The following is a 17,432-nucleotide window of genomic DNA, read 5'->3' as shown; positions in this document are numbered from 1 at the left end:
TGGAGCACATACTATCTTTATCATCTAAATATTCTTGTACAGCATTTAGTTTTTCTTCTATGCGGTACTTACCTTTTCTACTCAAAAAAATACCCCCTTTCAGGAAACAAGTTTTTATTATTTCACTTGTCTACCTAAAAGGGAGCATATCAGTTTGCCGTGGGGCTTTATATGTTGGTTTATCTCGGTATACTGTCTCATGAAAATATGCAGATAGAAGGCTTCTGGTTCTATTTGTTTTTGGGCGTATTTGAGGCGGCTGTGATTCATTATGCGGTTGCAAAGATTTTTGGCCCTCTCTTGTTTGGACGCGGCTGGTGTGGGTATGCCTGCTGGACAGCTATGATTTTGGATTTGTTTCCTTATAAGGTACCGCAGCAGTCACGTAAAAAGATCGGTTATATCAAATATATCGTCTTCGCAGTTTCGCTGTTGTTTGTCGGTGCGCTTTTTGTTTTTCATGTGGCGGATTTGGATAAAATTATGTTCTGGTGTTTTATCATCGGCAATGTGCTGTATTACGCGGTAGGAATCGTTCTGGCTTTTGCTTTTCAGGACAACCGCGCTTTTTGTAAATATATTTGCCCCATAACGGTATTTTTGAAACCTGCGAGCTATTATGCACTGCTGCGGGTGAAAAATGATTCGGATAAATGTATTTCCTGCGGAAAGTGTAAAAAGGTCTGTCCTATGAATGTAGACGTCGCAGATAATTCCCGTAAACGCCTCAATGGTACAGAATGCATCTTATGCTTAAAATGTATCGATGAGTGTCCAGAAAAATCCCTGTATTTGTAACAGATCAATGATGCCTTGCTAGCATAAGATCTCGATTAATCTTAAAGAGCCCGGCGGCTGCCAGGCTCTTTGTAATTCCACAAAATGAACGGTCGGAAGTGTTATTATTGTCGGATCCAGCGGTGAATCCTTTCGGGTTGCTGATCTGTTTCGACATTTGGATCGGTACAGTGATCGTATATGGTGGTGTCGACCTTTAAGAGATCCCCGGAATCGGTATATTGGGAGATTGTGCTGCCGGCAATGATATCTGTAAACAGGGTATCTTCCTCGAAGGCCCAGTGGGCGTTGGGATCCGGAAGCTGCTGTTGGGCGGGAATTTCCGGTTCTCCATATTCCGGCAGTGAAAATTGGGCCGGTTCCAGATCCGTTCCGATTTCGATCTCTGATAGCCCGAATCGGCCTGAGCTATTGAAGTTTGCTTCCCTGGTGACGATGCGCATGTGGGTCCATACACGGTAGTAGTCGATCTCAAAATCCCGTTCCATCTCCGCTTTGGCGCCCTCTGTGGATGTTTTCAGCGTACCGTCATTATTATAAGGACGATAGTTAAAGGAAATGATGGGAACCATTCGGTAAGGAATCTTTGCGGCTATTCCCCGATGAACTGCCAATGTGATTACGGTATGGAGGAAAAACTGCGCTTGTAAAGGAATTGAGAGCAGATGCTACAAATATAGAAGAATTTGCAAATTCAGAAAAGGCGAAGACCGCGGGGCTTTTCTGTAAAAACGGTGAACTATTTTTGCAATTTATTTCTGTCCCTGTCCAATGCTTGCTCAAGTGGCGATTCGGTCCTTTGCCCCGCCGTGTCCGCTATAGGAGGTCTGGCTGCCCGGAAAAATCTCAAGTTTATCTCCAGAAAAAACTTGACAACAGAGAAATAAAATCCTATAATTGTTTGGAACCGAACAATATGCGAGAAGTAAAATAAGGGGTATAAGATGAGAGATAAAGATATAGGGCATGAGATTCATGCCATATCGAATCTGATCGGCCGAAAGATCGAAGAACAGAAAAGGAAGAGCGGGATAGAAGGCATCACCCCGGTACAGAGCTGGATTTTACGTTTCCTGCAGGAGAACAGGCATCGGGATGTGTTTCAGAAAGATGTGGAGCAGGAATTCTCCATTACCAGATCTACGGTCACCGGGATCCTGAAACTAATGGAGAAGAACGGAATCATCCGGCGCATATCTGTACCGGAAGACGCGAGGCTGAAAAAACTGGTGATTACCGACAAAGGGGAAGCGATCTGTCAGACCGTATACCACAATATCTGTGAGATGGAGGAACTGCTGGTCAGAGGGATGACAGCAAAGGAAGTCGACACGATGCTTACGCTATTAGATAAAGTAAAGAAAAATCTGTTGTAAATGCCGTAGGAGACGTTTATGAAACAATTTTAAACGATTCAGACGGCAGATTTTTCTTGCTGTTAGTTCGGGCACAAACTATGCGGATACAAACTATTCACCTGCAAACAATTTGTATACAAACTATAAAAAGGAGGAATCATTATGATTCGGGAATTGATGAAGAGCATACGGGAATATAAGAAAGATTCCATTCTGGCTCCCGTATATGTCTCTCTGGAAGTGATTATGGAAGTGATCATACCCATGATGATGGCCTGGCTCATTGACAATGGAATCGACACCGGGAATCTGAAGTACATATGGGGCATGGGGGCCGTGCTGGCTGTGGCGGCCATGGTATCGCTTCTGTTCGGGGCCCTGTCGGGAAAGGCGGCTGCCAGAGCATCCGCGGGATTCGCGAAGAATCTGCGGAAGGATATGTATGATAATGTCCAGAATTTTTCATTTTTCAATATCGACAAATATTCTACTGCCAGCATTGTCACAAGGCTGACCACGGATGTCACAAATGTCCAGAATGCATACCAGATGATCATACGAATGGCCGTGCGGGGACCGTTCATGATTATCTTCTCGATGATCATGGCATTCGGGATCAACAGCCGGCTGGCCATGATTTTTCTGGGCGTGGTGCCGGTCCTGGGGATCGGTCTGTATATCATTATGACGAAGGCCCATCCTGTCTTTGAGCGGGTCTTTCGCACCTACGATTCATTAAACAATGTGGTGCAGGAGAATCTGCACGGCATCCGGGTAGTGAAATCCTATGTCTCGGAGGACTATGAAGTAGAAAAGTTCGGAAAGATATCCGGATCCATCTATCAGGACTTCACCAAAGCGGAAAAACTGCTGGCCTTTAATATGCCGCTGATGCAGTTCTGTGTCTATGCCTGTATGCTGCTGATCTCCTGGTTCGGCGCCAGAATGATCGTGCTGACCGGGGGAGATCCGGTAAACGGCATGTCCACAGGACAGCTGATGAGCCTGATCACCTACACGATGCAGATACTGATGAGCCTGATGATGCTTTCTATGGTGTTCGTTATGATTACGATGGCCCGGGCTTCCGCAGAGCGTATCGTTGAGATCAAGACCGAGATCAGTGATCTGAAAAATACAGAACAGCCCATTACAGAAGTCCCCAATGGTTCTGTAGATTTTGACCGGGTGGATTTCAGCTATACCAAAGACACAAAGAAACTCTGTCTTAGCGGTGTGGATCTGCATATCGCAAGCGGTGAGACCGTCGGCATCATCGGCGGGACCGGAGCGTCCAAAACGTCGCTGGTCCAGCTGATCCCGCGCCTGTATGACGCCACTGCGGGACAGGTCAGAGTGGGCGGGGTCAATGTGTGTGATTATGATATCGAGAGTCTCAGAAACCAAGTGGCCATGGTACTCCAGAAAAATGTGCTCTTCTCCGGCACCATCAAGGAAAATCTGCGATGGGGTAATGAGCAGGCCTCAGACGAGGAGATGGTCCATGCCTGTCAGCTCGCGCAGGCTGATGAATTCGTCCGCTCCTTCCCGGACGGCTACGACACCTACATCGAACAGGGAGGAAGCAATGTATCCGGAGGACAGAAACAGCGGCTGTGTATCGCCCGCGCACTGTTAAAGAAACCAAAGATCCTGATTCTGGATGACTCTACCAGCGCCGTGGACACGAAAACGGATGCTCAGATCCGCAAAGCGTTCCGGGAAGAGATCCCGGATACCACCAAATTTATTATCGCCCAGCGTGTCTCCTCGATACAGGATGCCGACAAAATCATAGTGATGGACCGGGGCCGGATCCAGGCGGTGGGTACCCATGAGGAGCTTTTAGCAGGCAACGACATCTACCGGGAAGTATATGAATCCCAGGTGAAAGGAGGCGGTCAGGATGAGTGACAATAAAAATAGAAAAGGAATGCAGGATATCAATCCGCAGGTGGTAAAAAGGCTGCTCTCCTATCTGGGGCAGTATAAGCTGCGCTTCTGCCTGGTACTGATCTGTATCGTGCTGAGCGCCCTGACCAGTGTGGCCAGCTCACTGTACCTGGAGACACTGATCGACGATTATATCACTCCGCTTCTGGTGGAAGCATCGCCGGTATTTACCGCCCTGCTAAGATCCTTGATGGTCATGGGCTGTATCTACTTAAGCGGTGTGATCGCGACGCTTCTCTACAACCGGCTGATGGTGGCCATCGCCCAGGGGATCTTAAAAAACATCAGGGATGAGATGTTTGTTCACATGCAGACCCTTCCCATCCGCTACTTTGATACCCATACCCACGGGGACATTATGAGCCATTACACCAACGACACGGACACCTTAAGGCAGATGATCTCCCAGAGCATTCCCCAGATGTTCTCATCGGTCATCACCATCCTGGCGGTATTCTGCGCCATGGTGGCCACCAGCTGGCAGCTGACGCTGTTTGTACTGCTGTTCGTCGCCCTCATGCTGAACGTGACCCGAAAGATCGCGGGCAAGAGCGGCTACTTTTTTGTAAGGCAGCAGCGTGCCCTCGGTGACCTGAACGGATACATCGAGGAGATGATCAACGGCCAGAAAGTGATCAAGGTTTTCTGTCATGAAGAGAAGGCCATCGAGCGTTTCGATGAGAAAAATGAGAAACTCTGCCACGATGCCTCAGAGGCCAACACCTTCGCCAATATTCTGATGCCCATCATGGGTAATCTGGGCAACCTGCAATATGTCCTGTTAGCCATCGTGGGCGGAACCATGGCGGTAGCCGGGGTGGGCGGCCTGACCCTGGGAGCCATTGCATCCTTCCTTCAGCTCAGCAAAAGCTTCATGAACCCCATCAGCCAGGTATCCAACCAGTTAAATATGGTGATTATGGCCCTGGCAGGTGCGGAGCGTATTTTCAAAATGATGGATGAGGAATCCGAGGTGGATGAGGGTTATGTGACGCTTGTAAATGCAAAACACGACGGGAACGGCCAACTGACACAGACGAAAGAACGGACCGGCCTGTGGGCCTGGAAACATCCTCACGGGGATGGAAGCATCACCTACACGGAGTTAAAAGGCGAGGTGCGTTTCTACGACGTGGACTTCGGCTACACTTCCGAAAAGATCGTCCTCCACGACATCACCCTGTACGCAAAACCGGGCCAGAAGGTAGCCTTCGTGGGCGCCACCGGCGCAGGCAAGACGACGATCACCAACCTGATCAACCGCTTCTACGATCTGGCCGACGGCAAGATCCGCTACGACGATATCAACATCAACAAAATTAAGAAAGAGGACCTGCGCCGTTCTCTTGGGATCGTCCTGCAGGACACCAATCTCTTCACCGGCACGATTCTGGAAAACATCCGCTACGGCAAGCGGGATGCCACTGATGAGGAAGTATTCGAGGCAGCGCGCCTGGCAAACGCCGACGAATTCATCCGAAGGCTGCCCAACGGCTACGATACGGTGATTACAGGAAACGGGGGAAACCTGTCCCAGGGCCAGCGCCAGTTGATCTCCATCGCCCGGGCTGCCGTTGCAGACCCCCCGGTCATGATTCTGGATGAGGCCACATCCTCCATAGATACCAGAACCGAGGCCATCGTCCAGAGAGGCATGGACAGCTTGATGAAAGGACGCACCGTATTTGTAATTGCCCACCGCCTCTCCACTGTCCAGAACTCCGATGTCATCATGGTCCTGGAAGCCGGACGGATTATAGAGCGGGGCAGCCACGAGAAACTCATAGAGGAACGTGGGAAATATTATCAGCTGTATACGGGGGCGTTTGAGTTGGAATAAGGGGACGCAGGAGGTGCAGCGGCCTATACCGATGGAACCGAACTGGGTAATCGAACTCCAACTTTATATTGGCGTTTCCCGGAAAGTGTGTTAAAATGGTGGAAAAAGAGGAACAAGGAGTGCTTGTATGAAGCGGATTTTGTTAAAACTCAGCGGAGAAGCATTGGCCGGAGATAAGAAAACGGGATTTGACGAAGCTACGGTCATGAAGGTGGCCAAGCAGGTCAAGATCCTGGTAGATGAGGGAATTCAGGTGGGAATTGTCATCGGTGGTGGTAATTTCTGGAGGGGCAGAAGCAGCGAGAACATCAACCGGGAGAAGGCGGATCAGATCGGTATGCTGGCGACGCTTATGAACTGCATCTATGTTTCCGAGATCTTCCAGTCTGCAGGCATGATGACACAGGTGTTGACCCCGTTTGAATGCGGTGGGTTTTCGAAGCTGTATTCCCATGAGCGGGTCGGCAAATATTTTGCCCATAATTTCGTAATATTTTTTGCGGGGGGAACGGGACATCCTTATTTCTCCACAGATACGGCAACCGTGCTGCGGGCGGTAGAGATCGAGGCGGATGTCATTCTTCTGGCGAAGGCGGTGGATGGAGTCTATGATGATGATCCCAAGTCCAATCCCAATGCGAAGAAATACGACGAGGTGAGTATCCAGGAGGTTATCGACAAGAAGCTGGCCGTCGTGGATATGACCGCGTCCATTATGTGTATGGAAAATAAAATGCCTATGCTGGTGTTTGGATTAAATCAGGAGAACAGTATCGTGAATACGGTGAAAGGCGACTTTACCGGTACCAGAGTGACTGTTTAAAGTTAAGAATCATAACATAATATTTGAAGAAATTGAAGTGAAATAAAAAGGTAAAAAAGTTCAGATAAACAATTCAAATAAGCAAGATAAATAAAGGAGGACTATATCATGGATGAAAGATTAGAAAAATATGAGTATAAGATGGAAAAAACCCATGAGAATCTGTTGGGAGAGTTCGGGAGTATCCGTGCAGGCCGGGCGAATCCGCATGTTCTGGACAAACTCCGGGTAGACTATTATGGAACACCCACACCGATTCAGCAGGTGGCGAATGTTACAGTTCCAGAGGCGCGCATGATTCAGATTCAGCCCTGGGAAGGCAGTATGGTGAAAGCCATCGAGAGAGCGATCCTTACCTCGGACCTGGGTCTGAATCCGACCAACGACGGTAAGATGATCCGTCTGGTGTTCCCTGATCTGACAGAGGAGCGGAGAAAAGAACTGGTTAAGGATGTTAAGAAAAAAGGAGAGGCCGCGAAAGTGGCGATCCGTAATATCCGCCGTGATGCCAACGAGGTGTTAAAGAAACAGAACAAGGCCGGCGAGCTTACTGAGGATGATCTGAAGGATCTGGAAAATGAGATGCAGAAGCTGACAGATAAATACATCAAGACGGTAGATAAATCAATTGAGGATAAATCAAAAGAGATTTTGACGGTATAGGAATTTCTAAGAGATTCTGAGGAATTTTAGCGTTATAGGATAAGATGTGGGCGGTCTTTTGGGCCGCCCATTTACAGGAGGAAATCTATGAATATTCCGCAGCATGTGGCGATCATATTAGATGGAAACGGGCGCTGGGCGAAGAAACGCGGGATGCCCAGGAACTACGGACATGCCCAGGGCAGCAAGAACGTGGAGCGGATCTGCGAGGACGCCTATAAGATGGGAATCAAATATCTGACGGTCTATGCGTTTTCCACTGAGAACTGGGCCAGGCCCAAGGATGAGGTGGATGCGCTGATGAAACTCCTGCGCAACTACATGAAGACCTGTCTGAAGACAGCGGAGAAGAACCGGATGAAGGTCCGGGTCATCGGGGAGCTCGGCAAGCTGGATGACGATATCCGCAGCAGGATCTTTGAACTCCAGGAAGCCTCCAAAGATAACGATGGCCTGAACTTTACCATCGCGATCAATTATGGCAGCAGGGATGAATTGGCGCGGGCAGCCAGGAAGATAGCGGAGGATGTGCAGAAGCAGAAGATACGCACAGAAGACATCGATCAGGAGCTGTTCGGATCTTACCTGGACACGGCCGGCATACCAGATCCGGATCTGCTGATCCGGACAAGCGGGGAACAGCGGCTGTCCAACTTTTTATTGTGGCAATTGGCTTATACGGAGTTTTATTTTACCGATACAGCCTGGCCTGATTTCACAAAAGAGGAATTAATGCAGGCTATCGAAAAGTATAATAGTAGAGACCGGAGATACGGCGGAGTCAAGGGGGGAGAATAGATGTTTTTAACACGTCTTTGCAGCTCGATCGTATTAGTTATCATTGCCCTCTTCACGATCATAAGCGGCGGGCCTGTCCTGTTGGTTACCCTGATGGCGGTCTCCCTGATCGGCCTTAAGGAATTATGCCAGGTCGGGAAGCTGACCTTTCGTTCTCCGCTGATGATTACTGCGGGCATTGGCGTTGTGGCCTATTATGGGCTTGTCTGGCTGGAAATGCAGAAACACCAGCTGGAGGAGGAGATGATGCTGCAGGAATATGGGATGATGTGTCTACTGCTCATCCTGATCGCACTGATGATGGTATACGTGTTCACCTATCCGAAATATCGGGCGGAACAGGTTATGACCACATTTTTTGGGGTTGTCTATGTGGCGGTCATGCTGTCCTACATTTACAAAACCAGAATGGGAATGCCGGAAGGCCTGTTTATCGTGTGGCTGATCTTTATCTGCTCCTGGGGATGCGATACCTGTGCCTATTGCGTGGGAATGCTGATCGGGAAACATAAACTGGCGCCCGTACTGAGCCCGAAGAAATCCATCGAGGGCGGAATCGGCGGAGTCGCCGGTGCTGCGCTTCTGGGTTTTTTGTTCGCGAAAGTGATGGTGCTGGTCGGATACGCCTCCGCGGATATGGTGCCTGTGATTACGGTTACCTGTGCGGTCGGGGCGGTGATCTCCCAGGTGGGAGACCTGGCGGCCTCGGCCATCAAGAGAAATTTCGGGCTGAAGGATTACGGGAAGCTCATACCGGGCCACGGTGGAATTCTGGACCGGTTTGACAGCGTCATTTTTACAGCTCCGGTAGTATACTATTTAGTTTATCTGTTTTTATAACTATGAGCATTTAGTGCCTGTGTTTCAGGCACTTACGTGCGATGCATGGAAAATAGCCGGCGAGGCTTTTTCGAGCGCTGCTATTTTTATAGTGAGGAAATAACCAATGAAAAAAATAGCGATTTTGGGTTCCACGGGTTCCATCGGGACCCAGACTCTGGACATTGTCCGTGAAAATAAAGACCTGGAAGTGGAAGGCATCTCAGCGGGTTCGAACATCGCCCTGCTGGAGTCGCAGATCCGCGAATTCCGGCCAAAGCTTGCGGTGGTCTGGTCAGAAGAACATGCAAAGGACCTGGCCGTTCGTGTCAAAGACTGCGAAGTGGAAATCGCGTCCGGTATGGATGGACTGTTAAAGCTGGCCTCCATGCCGGAATCGGAGATTCTGGTAACCGCCATCGTGGGGATGATCGGAATCCGTCCGACCATGGAAGCCATCTGCGCGGGAAAAGACATTGCTCTGGCCAACAAAGAGACACTGGTCACTGCAGGACATATCATCATGCCCATGGCAGAAGAGTACGGCGTCCGGATTCTGCCTGTGGACAGTGAACACAGTGCGATTTTCCAGTCCCTGAACGGAGAAGATCCGTCCCGCATTGAAAAAATACTGCTGACCGCTTCAGGCGGTCCGTTCCGCGGCAGACAGCGGGGAGATCTGGAACAGATCCAGGTGGAAGATGCGCTGAAGCACCCGAACTGGTCCATGGGACAGAAGATCACCATCGATTCCGCCACCCTGGTAAATAAAGGGCTGGAAGTTATGGAAGCGAAATGGTTATTTGGGGTGGATCTGGACAGAATACAAGTAGTAGTGCACCCGCAGAGCATCATTCATTCGATGGTACAGTATGTGGACGGGGCGGTCATGGCGGAGCTTGGAACACCGGACATGAAGCTGCCGATCCAGTACGCGCTTTACTATCCGGAACGCCGGTATCTGGGCGGACAGCGGGTGGATTTTGCGGCTCTTCGGCAGATTACATTTGAGGACCCGGATATAGAGACATTTACCGGATTAAAACTGGCATACCGGGCGGCCCGGGAAGGCGGTCTGATGCCAACGGTATACAATGCGGCCAACGAGCGGGCGGTCAGTAAATTCTTACAGCGAAGGATACGGTTCCTGGATATCCCGGATATCATCGGGGATTGCATGAATCATATAAAAGTGATACAATCACCTACTATAGATGAAATTTTGGAGACAGAGCAAGCGGTCTATGACCGGATTGAAAGCAGGTGGTAGATTTTGAAAATAGTGATAGCCATAGTGATATTCAGTGCCTTAATCCTCTTCCATGAATTCGGGCATTTTCTGCTGGCTAAGAAAAACGGGATCTGTGTGACGGAATTCTGCCTCGGCCTGGGGCCTACCCTTGTAGGCGTACAAAAAGGCGAGACGAAATATTCCCTGAAGCTTCTCCCGTTCGGCGGTGCCTGTGTTATGCTGGGGGAAGACGGTCTGGTGGAGGATGAGAGATCCTTCGGAGCCAAATCTGTCTGGGCCAGGATGTCTGTGGTTGCGGCAGGTCCGATTTTTAACTTTATCCTGGCCTTTATCGGCGCAGTGATTATTATAGGAAATATCGGCTTTGACAAGCCGTCCGTATATGAGGTGATTCCGGACTATCCTATGGCGGAAGCAGGGATACAGGCCGGGGATATCATTAAGAAAGTAGACGGAAGTTCCGTACATGTATATCGGGAATTTAATAACTATATGCAGTTCAATCAGAGCGGCGAACCGGTCGAAGTGGTCTATGAGAGGGATGGCAAGGAATATACGACCCTGTTGACGCCCAAGTTCAACGAGACAGAGGGCCGGTATCTGCTGGGTGTCAGAGGACCGGGGCCGCGGGAGAAAGGAAACGCACTGCAGACGCTGCAGTACAGTTATTATGAAGTGGAATACTGGATCAAGGCCACGTTCCAGAGCCTGAAAATGCTCTTCACCGGTCAGGTGGGTATCAATGATCTGTCCGGGCCTGTGGGCATCGTCAATGTCGTGGGCGAGTCCTATGAGCAGGTGCAGGAGGTGGGCGGTACCGCCAAGGATGTGTGGCTTACCATGCTGAACTGGCTGATCCTGCTGTCGGCCAACCTGGGGGTGATGAACCTGCTGCCGATTCCGGCGCTGGACGGCGGGCGGCTGGTGTTCCTGGTGATCGAGGCGATCCGTGGGAAACCGATCGATCCGGAGAAAGAAGGAATGGTGCATTTTACCGGGCTGATTCTTCTGCTGGCTTTGATGCTGTTCGTGATGTTTAACGATATTCATAAGCTGTTGTAGGGGCCTTTGGGACTGAGCCGGGGTGCCGGAGCGAGTGGGCCGGGTATGAAGCATTCAAAAATCCGGAGGCCGGCCGGCAGTTCCGGATTCCAGCCGCGCCCGCCGGAGAAGATCTCTTGTGTTTGAAAAAGCAACCTCATGAGCAGTTCCGTGAGCCTCTGAAAGCAGGGAGAATGTCGGCATAAGGGCCGCCATTCTCCCTTGAGTCTCCCTCCACTATTCGGCCATGCTTTTCAAACACAAGAGATCTTCTCCGGCGGGCGCGGCTGGAATCCGGAACTGCCGGCCGGCCTCCGGATTTTTGAATGCTTCAGCCCCTGCTTTGGCTCTGGCGGAGTTTTTACATAGGAGTGTGAAGGATGCTGAGACTGGTTGTTATTTTGATTACCTGTTTGATATTGATGAATTTAGCGAAGGCGCTGGCTGTGGGGTTGATTCTGCTGGCTTTCTTGGTGAAAAAGAAGTTGGGGCATATGGATCGGGCTAAATGGGAGGCGTATTTTGTAAAAGTTCAGGGGAAAGGGATTATTGTCAGAGGGGTTTTATTGGTCTTTTTGTCTATGGGTTTGATGGCAGGGGCAGGGTTCTGGGTGTTCGGGCTGCTGAAGGTTTCTTATCCCGGTGTTTTGAGCATGGTCTTGTTTTGCGTTGGGATGGGGGGACTTCTGATCAGAGGGTTCGTGCATCGAAAGTTGCTGATGGAAAAACTGGAACGTATCTGCTTTGAGGATGAGAAAGAGAAGGAAAGCGTTTATCTGTAAATGGAGAAAAGGGACATGTCCATTCTGGTTTGGGACATGTCCATTCCGGTTTGGGACATGTCCATTTCGCTATATTGGTGTATAGTTCAGTTCTGATTGGGTTTGGATATGTTGATTGTTTTATGGATTTTGGAGGGAATGGTATGGAGGAAGTTAGGCTGAATAAGTACCTGAGTGAGGCTGGGGTCTGCTCCAGGAGAGAGGCAGACCGGCTGATTGAGGCGGGGAAGGTGACGGTGGATGGGGTGCCGGCGGTTACCGGGATGAAGGTGAGGGAGGATCAGAGGATTCTGGTGAACGGCAGGCCGGCCTGTAAGGAGGAGGAAATGATCCTTCTGGTGGTAAATAAACCCCGGGGGATTGTATGTACGGCGGAAAAAAGGGAAAAGAATAATATTATAGAGTTTCTGCATTATCCGAAGAGGATTTATCCGGTGGGAAGGCTGGATAAGGATTCAGAGGGACTGCTGCTGATGACGAATAATGGGGAGATCGTGAATAAAATAATGCGTTCGGGGAACCGTCATGAGAAGGAATATGTCGTGACGGTGAATCGGGAGGTTACAGAGGAATTTGTCCGGGCTATGGCCGGGGGAATCCCGATCCTGGATACTGTGACCAGAAAATGTGAGGTTCAGAAGCTGGATAAGTATCGATTCCGGATTGTGCTGACGCAGGGGCTGAACCGGCAGATCCGGCGGATGTGCGAGTATCTGGGGTACCGGGTGGCGGCTTTGACTAGGGTGCGGATTATGAATATACGGCTGGGAAATCTGAAGCCCGGCGCTTATCGGAAGGTGACCCCGCAGGAGTGGCGGACACTCCAGGAATTGATCAGAGATTCATCGAATACGACAGTGATTGAGGAGAGAACGAATGGCTGAACAGATAGGGAGAATGAAGGAACTGGTAGAGCTGCTGAACCGGGCAGGAAGGGCTTATTATCAGGAAGACCGGGAGATCATGAGTAATTTTGAGTATGATAAGCTGTATGATGAACTGGTGCAGATGGAAAAAGATGCGGGTGTGGTTCTGGCGTCCAGCCCTACGGTTCATGTGGGATATGAAGCGGTCAATGAACTGCCCAAGGAGCAGCATGAGTCGCCTATGCTTTCGCTGGATAAAACGAAGAGCGTGGATGAGCTGCAGGAATGGTTGAAGGATCAGCAGGCGGTACTGTCCTGGAAGCTGGATGGGCTGACGATTGTGCTGACTTACCGGGAGGGGACGCTTTTGAAGGCGGTCACCCGGGGAAACGGTGAAGTGGGCGAGGTGATCACAAATAACGCCCGCGTTTTTAAAAATGTTCCGCTGAATATCAGCTATAAAGGGGAACTGGTCTTGAGAGGCGAGGCGGTTATTACCTATTCAGATTTTAACCGGATCAATGATGAGATCGAGGATGTGGATGCGAAATATAAAAACCCCCGGAATCTGTGCAGCGGTTCTGTCCGGCAGCTGAATAATGAGATTACGGCAAAGAGAAATGTGCATTTTATGGCATTTGCTCTCGTCAAGGCAGACGGGGTTGATTTTGAAAACTCGCGTATGAAGCAGTTTGACTGGTTGACGGAGCAGGGATTTGACGTGGTGGAGCATGTGATGGTTGATGGGGAGAATTTGAAGGAGGTCGTGGCTTCTTTTGCCGAGAGGATCAGCGACAATGATTTTCCATCGGATGGGCTGGTTCTGCTCCTGGATGATATTGAATACGGTCTGTCTCTGGGAAATACGTCCAAATTTCCCCGGAGTGCCATGGCCTTCAAATGGGCCGACGAAATACGGGAGACCAGGCTTACGCAGATAGAGTGGAGCCCTTCCCGGACTGGCCTGATCAATCCGGTGGCGATCTTTGAGCCTGTGGAGCTGGAGGGAACGTCGGTCAGCCGGGCCAGTGTGCATAATATCAGTATTATGAAAGCACTGCAGCTGGGGGTGGGTGATACCATTGAAGTATATAAGGCGAATATGATTATCCCCCAGATCGCGGAAAATCTGACCCGAAGCGGGGTCAATGATATCCCGGAAGTCTGTCCCGTATGCGGCGGGCCGACGCAGATCCGCCAGATGAATGATGTGGAATCGCTTTACTGTGTGAATCCCAAATGTGAGGCGAAGCGTCTGAAGGCATTTACCCTGTTTGTCAGCAGGGACGCGCTGAATATAGACGGCCTGTCGGAGATGACGCTGGAGAAAATGATCGGGCGCGGGTATATTCACGAGTTTGCGGATCTGTTTCATCTGTCGGATTACAGGGATGAGATTGTGGAGATGGAGGGCTTCGGGGAAAAATCCTATGAGAACCTGATGATGAGTATCGAAAATGCCAGAAATACCACCCTTCCACGGGTCATTTACAGTCTGGGTATCTCCAACATCGGGCTAGCCAACGCGAAAATGATCTGCCGGGAATATCAGTATAATGTGGAGAAAATGAGGCAGGCGACGGTGGAAGAGTTAAGCGGGATCAATGGGATCGGCCCTGTGATCGCTCAAAGCTTTGTGGATTATTTCGCGGATGAGGAAAACAGCCGCCGGTTCGATCATTTGCTGAAAGAACTGCGAATCGAAAAAGAGGCCGCTGAGAATGAGGAACAGGTGCTGGAGGGACAGGTATTTGTCATTACCGGAAGTGTGGAGCACTTCGCCAACCGGGCGGAATTAAAAGAGCTGATTGAGGCGAAGGGCGGTAAAGTGACCGGTACCGTAACATCTAAGACAAGCTACCTGATCAACAATGATACCACATCAGGGTCTTCCAAAAATAAAAAAGCCAGGGAGCTGAATGTGCCGGTTATATCAGAGGAAGAATTCCTGGCTCTGATACAATAAGATCCTGAAAGAGAACGGGCAGTGAGAGTACGGCAGGAATCATCAGGGTATGACAGGAATTAACGGGGTACGAAGGAGGAGAAGTGATGTCTGAATCACGGATGAAGAGGAGCAAGAAAAAGGTGTTCGGTGTGATCTACGGAAGGAGCCTGATGGTGATTCTGCTGTTGATCGTACAGGTAGCCCTTCTGGTTTATTGCGTTCTGGCGCTGGAAGACTATATGGTATGGGTGTATGGGATCTTTGCCCTGATCTCCCTGTTCGTCGTGGTATTTATCGTAAATTCAACCAGTGAGCCTGATTTTAAACTGGTCTGGATGGTCCCGATCGTAATCATTCCGATATTCGGCGGCCTGCTCTATCTGTTTGTGCACACTCAGTGGACGCCGAAACTGATGAACTTAAGACATACCCAGATGCTGACGGAAACCCGCCCGTATCTGGCGCAAGATCAACAGGTAAGGAAGCATTTAAGTGAGATCAATACCCAGGTTGAGAAGCTGGCTGTGTACTCGGAGACGACCAGTGGTTATCCGATATATGAAAATACAGAGGCAGTTTACTTTCCCCTGGGAGAGGATAAATTCGAAGAGCTGAAGAAAAGGCTCAATGAGGCGGAGAAGTTTATTTTTCTGGAATATTTTATTGTGGAGGAGGGGATCTTCTGGGATACGGTGCTGGATATCCTAAAACGCAAGGTGCAGGAAGGCGTGGAGGTCCGTATGCTCTACGACGGTATGTGTTCCATCGTGCTGCTTCCGTACAGTTATCCAAAACAGCTGCAAGAGTATGGGATCCAGTGTAAAATGTTCTCCCCCATCCGTCCGGTCTTATCTACCCATTATAACAACAGGGATCACCGGAAAATACTGGTTATTGACGGAAAAATCGGATTCACCGGCGGGATCAATCTGGCGGATGAGTATATTAATGTAAAAGAGCGGTTCGGGCACTGGAAGGATACGGCTGTAATGATCCGGGGGGATGCGGTGAAGAGCATGACCATGATGTTCCTGCAGATGTGGAATATTACCGGGACGCAAAAAGAGGACTTTGAGCGGTACATTCCCAGTGAACCCTTTAAAACCCCGGAACCGGGAGACGGCTTTGTCATGCCCTATGGAGACAGTCCGGTGGATCAGGAACCCATGGGGGAAACGGTGTATGTGGATATCCTGAACCGTGCTACCAGGTATGTGCATATTATGACTCCCTACCTGATTCTGGACTATCATATGATACAGACCCTTTGCTACGCGGCGAAAAGAGGGGTGGAGGTGGCGATTATCATGCCCGGGATACCGGACAAGCCATATGCGTTTATTCTGGCCAAATCCTATTACAAGGAGCTGCTGACGGCGGGCGTGAAGATATACGAATATACCCCTGGTTTTGTCCATGCCAAGGTATTTGTAGCGGACGACGAGGCCTGTACCGTAGGTACGATCAATCTGGATTACCGGAGCCTGTACCTGCATTTTGAATGCGGCTGTTTCTTCTATCAAAACAGCGTGGTCGGGGATGTGGAACGGGATTTCCAGGAGACTTTGAAAAAATGCAGGAAGATCCATGTGGATGAATGGAAGAAGTTAAAAGGGAGGACCCGTCTGGCGGCCCGGATTCTGAGGCTTTTTGCGCCGCTGATGTAGCTGTAATATTTAAAGGAGGAAAATATGGACCGCAAGATTATATTTTTTGATATCGATAACACGCTGTATAACTCCAACGTGGGTATACCCGAAAGTGCCCGAAGGGGTATCAAACTGCTCAGGAAAAACGGGCATATTCCGGTGATCTGTACCGGACGTACCAGGGCAGCCGTGTTTGACGAGATAACGGATATGGCGTTTGAGGGGATGATCTGCGGCGCAGGTACTTATGTGGAACATGAAGGGGAAGTGATTTTTAACAAAATAGCAGAACCGGATCAGCTGGAGCGGCTTACATCACTGCTGGATCAGGCGGGGGCGAAATATTTTCTGGAGGGCCCCCGGTATCTATATTATAATGCGGCGGATACCAGCACGGAGTACCGCAGATTGGGGGAACAGCTGGGTGGTTCATTTAAGCCGGTTTTGAGGCCGATTGAAAAAGAGAATACCGAATTTAATAAACTGATCGCCATACGGCAGCCGCAGGACCACTGGGAGTCTGTGGAACATATGCTTGCCAGAGAATACCAGCTTGTCTGCCACAATCATTCACCATTTGTAGAAATGGTGCCGGTGGGGCATAATAAAGCCACGGGCATACAGAAACTGCTGGAGCATCTGCATATGGACCGCAGTGATACGTACGCGTTTGGTGACAGCAATAATGATCTGGAAATGCTGGAATATGTCGAGTATGGTATTGCTATGGGCAACGCGTATCCGGATGTGCTAGAAAAAGCCAGGTACCGTACGGATCCGATACAGGAGCAGGGGATCTATAATGGCTTGAAAAAATTCGGGCTGATTGCGGGATGATTATG

The 17,432-nt window shown here is 49.8% G+C and carries 16 protein-coding genes and 1 pseudogene; 16 read left to right on the top strand and 1 reads right to left on the bottom strand.

Going from position 1 to position 17,432, the window contains the following annotated elements; translation table 11 throughout:
• Positions 1 to 150 precede the first annotated feature (150 nt).
• Positions 151 to 798: pseudogene (locus KTH90_RS08790) on the top strand (4Fe-4S binding protein); the annotation flags it as partial.
• A gap of 104 nt (positions 799 to 902) precedes the next feature.
• Here the strand turns inward: KTH90_RS08790 and KTH90_RS08785 are convergent.
• Positions 903 to 1,370, bottom strand: a complete 468-nt coding sequence (locus KTH90_RS08785; protein ID WP_158350347.1) for a hypothetical protein — start codon at positions 1,368 to 1,370, stop codon at positions 903 to 905.
• Between the two features lie 83 nt (positions 1,371 to 1,453).
• On the opposite strand from KTH90_RS08785, the gene KTH90_RS25310 reads away from it, so the two are divergent.
• The 15 genes from KTH90_RS25310 (at position 1,454) to KTH90_RS08710 (ending at position 17,427) form a co-directional block, all read left to right on the top strand.
• Positions 1,454 to 1,732, top strand: a complete 279-nt coding sequence (locus KTH90_RS25310; RefSeq protein WP_334300913.1) for a DUF6144 family protein — start codon at positions 1,454 to 1,456, stop codon at positions 1,730 to 1,732.
• Between the two features lie 10 nt (positions 1,733 to 1,742).
• Complete coding sequence (locus KTH90_RS08775; protein ID WP_158350345.1) at positions 1,743 to 2,174, top strand: MarR family winged helix-turn-helix transcriptional regulator; 432 nt, start codon at positions 1,743 to 1,745, stop codon at positions 2,172 to 2,174.
• Between the two features lie 144 nt (positions 2,175 to 2,318).
• On the top strand, positions 2,319 to 4,070 hold the full coding sequence (locus tag KTH90_RS08770) for an ABC transporter ATP-binding protein (protein ID WP_158350343.1): 1,752 nt from the start codon (positions 2,319 to 2,321) through the stop codon (positions 4,068 to 4,070).
• Positions 4,063 to 5,949: an ABC transporter ATP-binding protein gene (locus KTH90_RS08765; RefSeq protein ID WP_158350341.1), complete on the top strand. Its 1,887-nt coding sequence runs from the start codon at positions 4,063 to 4,065 to the stop codon at positions 5,947 to 5,949. The genes KTH90_RS08770 and KTH90_RS08765 overlap by 8 nt, the downstream gene beginning before the upstream one ends.
• A gap of 127 nt (positions 5,950 to 6,076) precedes the next feature.
• Positions 6,077 to 6,772: a UMP kinase gene (gene pyrH / locus KTH90_RS08760; RefSeq protein WP_158350339.1), complete on the top strand. Its 696-nt coding sequence runs from the start codon at positions 6,077 to 6,079 to the stop codon at positions 6,770 to 6,772.
• A 108-nt stretch (positions 6,773 to 6,880) separates the two neighbouring features.
• On the top strand, positions 6,881 to 7,435 hold the full coding sequence (gene frr / locus KTH90_RS08755) for a ribosome recycling factor (RefSeq protein ID WP_158350336.1): 555 nt from the start codon (positions 6,881 to 6,883) through the stop codon (positions 7,433 to 7,435).
• Between the two features lie 87 nt (positions 7,436 to 7,522).
• On the top strand, positions 7,523 to 8,233 hold the full coding sequence (locus tag KTH90_RS08750) for an isoprenyl transferase (RefSeq protein WP_158350335.1): 711 nt from the start codon (positions 7,523 to 7,525) through the stop codon (positions 8,231 to 8,233).
• Positions 8,234 to 9,073, top strand: coding sequence for a phosphatidate cytidylyltransferase (locus KTH90_RS08745; protein ID WP_158350333.1), 840 nt, complete (start codon positions 8,234 to 8,236; stop codon positions 9,071 to 9,073).
• Positions 9,074 to 9,179: 106 nt separating this feature from the next.
• Complete coding sequence (locus KTH90_RS08740; protein ID WP_158350331.1) at positions 9,180 to 10,322, top strand: 1-deoxy-D-xylulose-5-phosphate reductoisomerase; 1,143 nt, start codon at positions 9,180 to 9,182, stop codon at positions 10,320 to 10,322.
• A gap of 3 nt (positions 10,323 to 10,325) precedes the next feature.
• A complete protein-coding gene (gene rseP / locus KTH90_RS08735) occupies positions 10,326 to 11,366 on the top strand; it encodes an RIP metalloprotease RseP (protein WP_158350328.1) in 1,041 nt (346 codons plus the stop codon).
• 359 nt (positions 11,367 to 11,725) lie between these two features.
• Complete coding sequence (locus KTH90_RS08730; RefSeq protein WP_158350326.1) at positions 11,726 to 12,127, top strand: hypothetical protein; 402 nt, start codon at positions 11,726 to 11,728, stop codon at positions 12,125 to 12,127.
• A gap of 143 nt (positions 12,128 to 12,270) precedes the next feature.
• Positions 12,271 to 13,011, top strand: a complete 741-nt coding sequence (locus KTH90_RS08725; protein WP_238726637.1) for a pseudouridine synthase — start codon at positions 12,271 to 12,273, stop codon at positions 13,009 to 13,011.
• On the top strand, positions 13,004 to 14,959 hold the full coding sequence (ligA, locus tag KTH90_RS08720; RefSeq protein WP_238726636.1) for an NAD-dependent DNA ligase LigA: 1,956 nt from the start codon (positions 13,004 to 13,006) through the stop codon (positions 14,957 to 14,959). Before KTH90_RS08725 ends, ligA begins: the two co-directional genes overlap by 8 nt.
• A gap of 86 nt (positions 14,960 to 15,045) precedes the next feature.
• On the top strand, positions 15,046 to 16,608 hold the full coding sequence (gene cls / locus KTH90_RS08715) for a cardiolipin synthase (protein ID WP_238726635.1): 1,563 nt from the start codon (positions 15,046 to 15,048) through the stop codon (positions 16,606 to 16,608).
• Between the two features lie 24 nt (positions 16,609 to 16,632).
• Complete coding sequence (locus KTH90_RS08710; protein ID WP_158350320.1) at positions 16,633 to 17,427, top strand: Cof-type HAD-IIB family hydrolase; 795 nt, start codon at positions 16,633 to 16,635, stop codon at positions 17,425 to 17,427.
• Positions 17,428 to 17,432: the final 5 nt, after the last annotated feature.

Source organism: Diplocloster modestus (assembly GCF_019042245.1).
GTDB lineage: Bacteria > Bacillota > Clostridia > Lachnospirales > Lachnospiraceae > Diplocloster > Diplocloster modestus.
This window is presented reverse-complemented; position numbering and strand designations above follow the sequence as displayed.

What these genes read in the sequence shown, in the direction of transcription:
- KTH90_RS08785 (WP_158350347.1), bottom strand. Translation starts at nt 1,370, where the DNA reads ATGGTTCCCATCATTTCCTTTAACTATCGTCCTTATAATAATGACGGT.
- KTH90_RS08775 (WP_158350345.1), top strand. Translation starts at nt 1,743, where the DNA reads ATGAGAGATAAAGATATAGGGCATGAGATTCATGCCATATCGAATCTG.
- KTH90_RS08770 (WP_158350343.1), top strand. Translation starts at nt 2,319, where the DNA reads ATGATTCGGGAATTGATGAAGAGCATACGGGAATATAAGAAAGATTCC.
- KTH90_RS08765 (WP_158350341.1), top strand. Translation starts at nt 4,063, where the DNA reads ATGAGTGACAATAAAAATAGAAAAGGAATGCAGGATATCAATCCGCAG.
- pyrH (WP_158350339.1), top strand. Translation starts at nt 6,077, where the DNA reads ATGAAGCGGATTTTGTTAAAACTCAGCGGAGAAGCATTGGCCGGAGAT.
- frr (WP_158350336.1), top strand. Translation starts at nt 6,881, where the DNA reads ATGGATGAAAGATTAGAAAAATATGAGTATAAGATGGAAAAAACCCAT.
- KTH90_RS08750 (WP_158350335.1), top strand. Translation starts at nt 7,523, where the DNA reads ATGAATATTCCGCAGCATGTGGCGATCATATTAGATGGAAACGGGCGC.
- KTH90_RS08745 (WP_158350333.1), top strand. Translation starts at nt 8,234, where the DNA reads ATGTTTTTAACACGTCTTTGCAGCTCGATCGTATTAGTTATCATTGCC.
- KTH90_RS08740 (WP_158350331.1), top strand. Translation starts at nt 9,180, where the DNA reads ATGAAAAAAATAGCGATTTTGGGTTCCACGGGTTCCATCGGGACCCAG.
- KTH90_RS08730 (WP_158350326.1), top strand. Translation starts at nt 11,726, where the DNA reads ATGCTGAGACTGGTTGTTATTTTGATTACCTGTTTGATATTGATGAAT.
- KTH90_RS08725 (WP_238726637.1), top strand. Translation starts at nt 12,271, where the DNA reads ATGGAGGAAGTTAGGCTGAATAAGTACCTGAGTGAGGCTGGGGTCTGC.
- ligA (WP_238726636.1), top strand. Translation starts at nt 13,004, where the DNA reads ATGGCTGAACAGATAGGGAGAATGAAGGAACTGGTAGAGCTGCTGAAC.
- cls (WP_238726635.1), top strand. Translation starts at nt 15,046, where the DNA reads ATGTCTGAATCACGGATGAAGAGGAGCAAGAAAAAGGTGTTCGGTGTG.
- KTH90_RS08710 (WP_158350320.1), top strand. Translation starts at nt 16,633, where the DNA reads ATGGACCGCAAGATTATATTTTTTGATATCGATAACACGCTGTATAAC.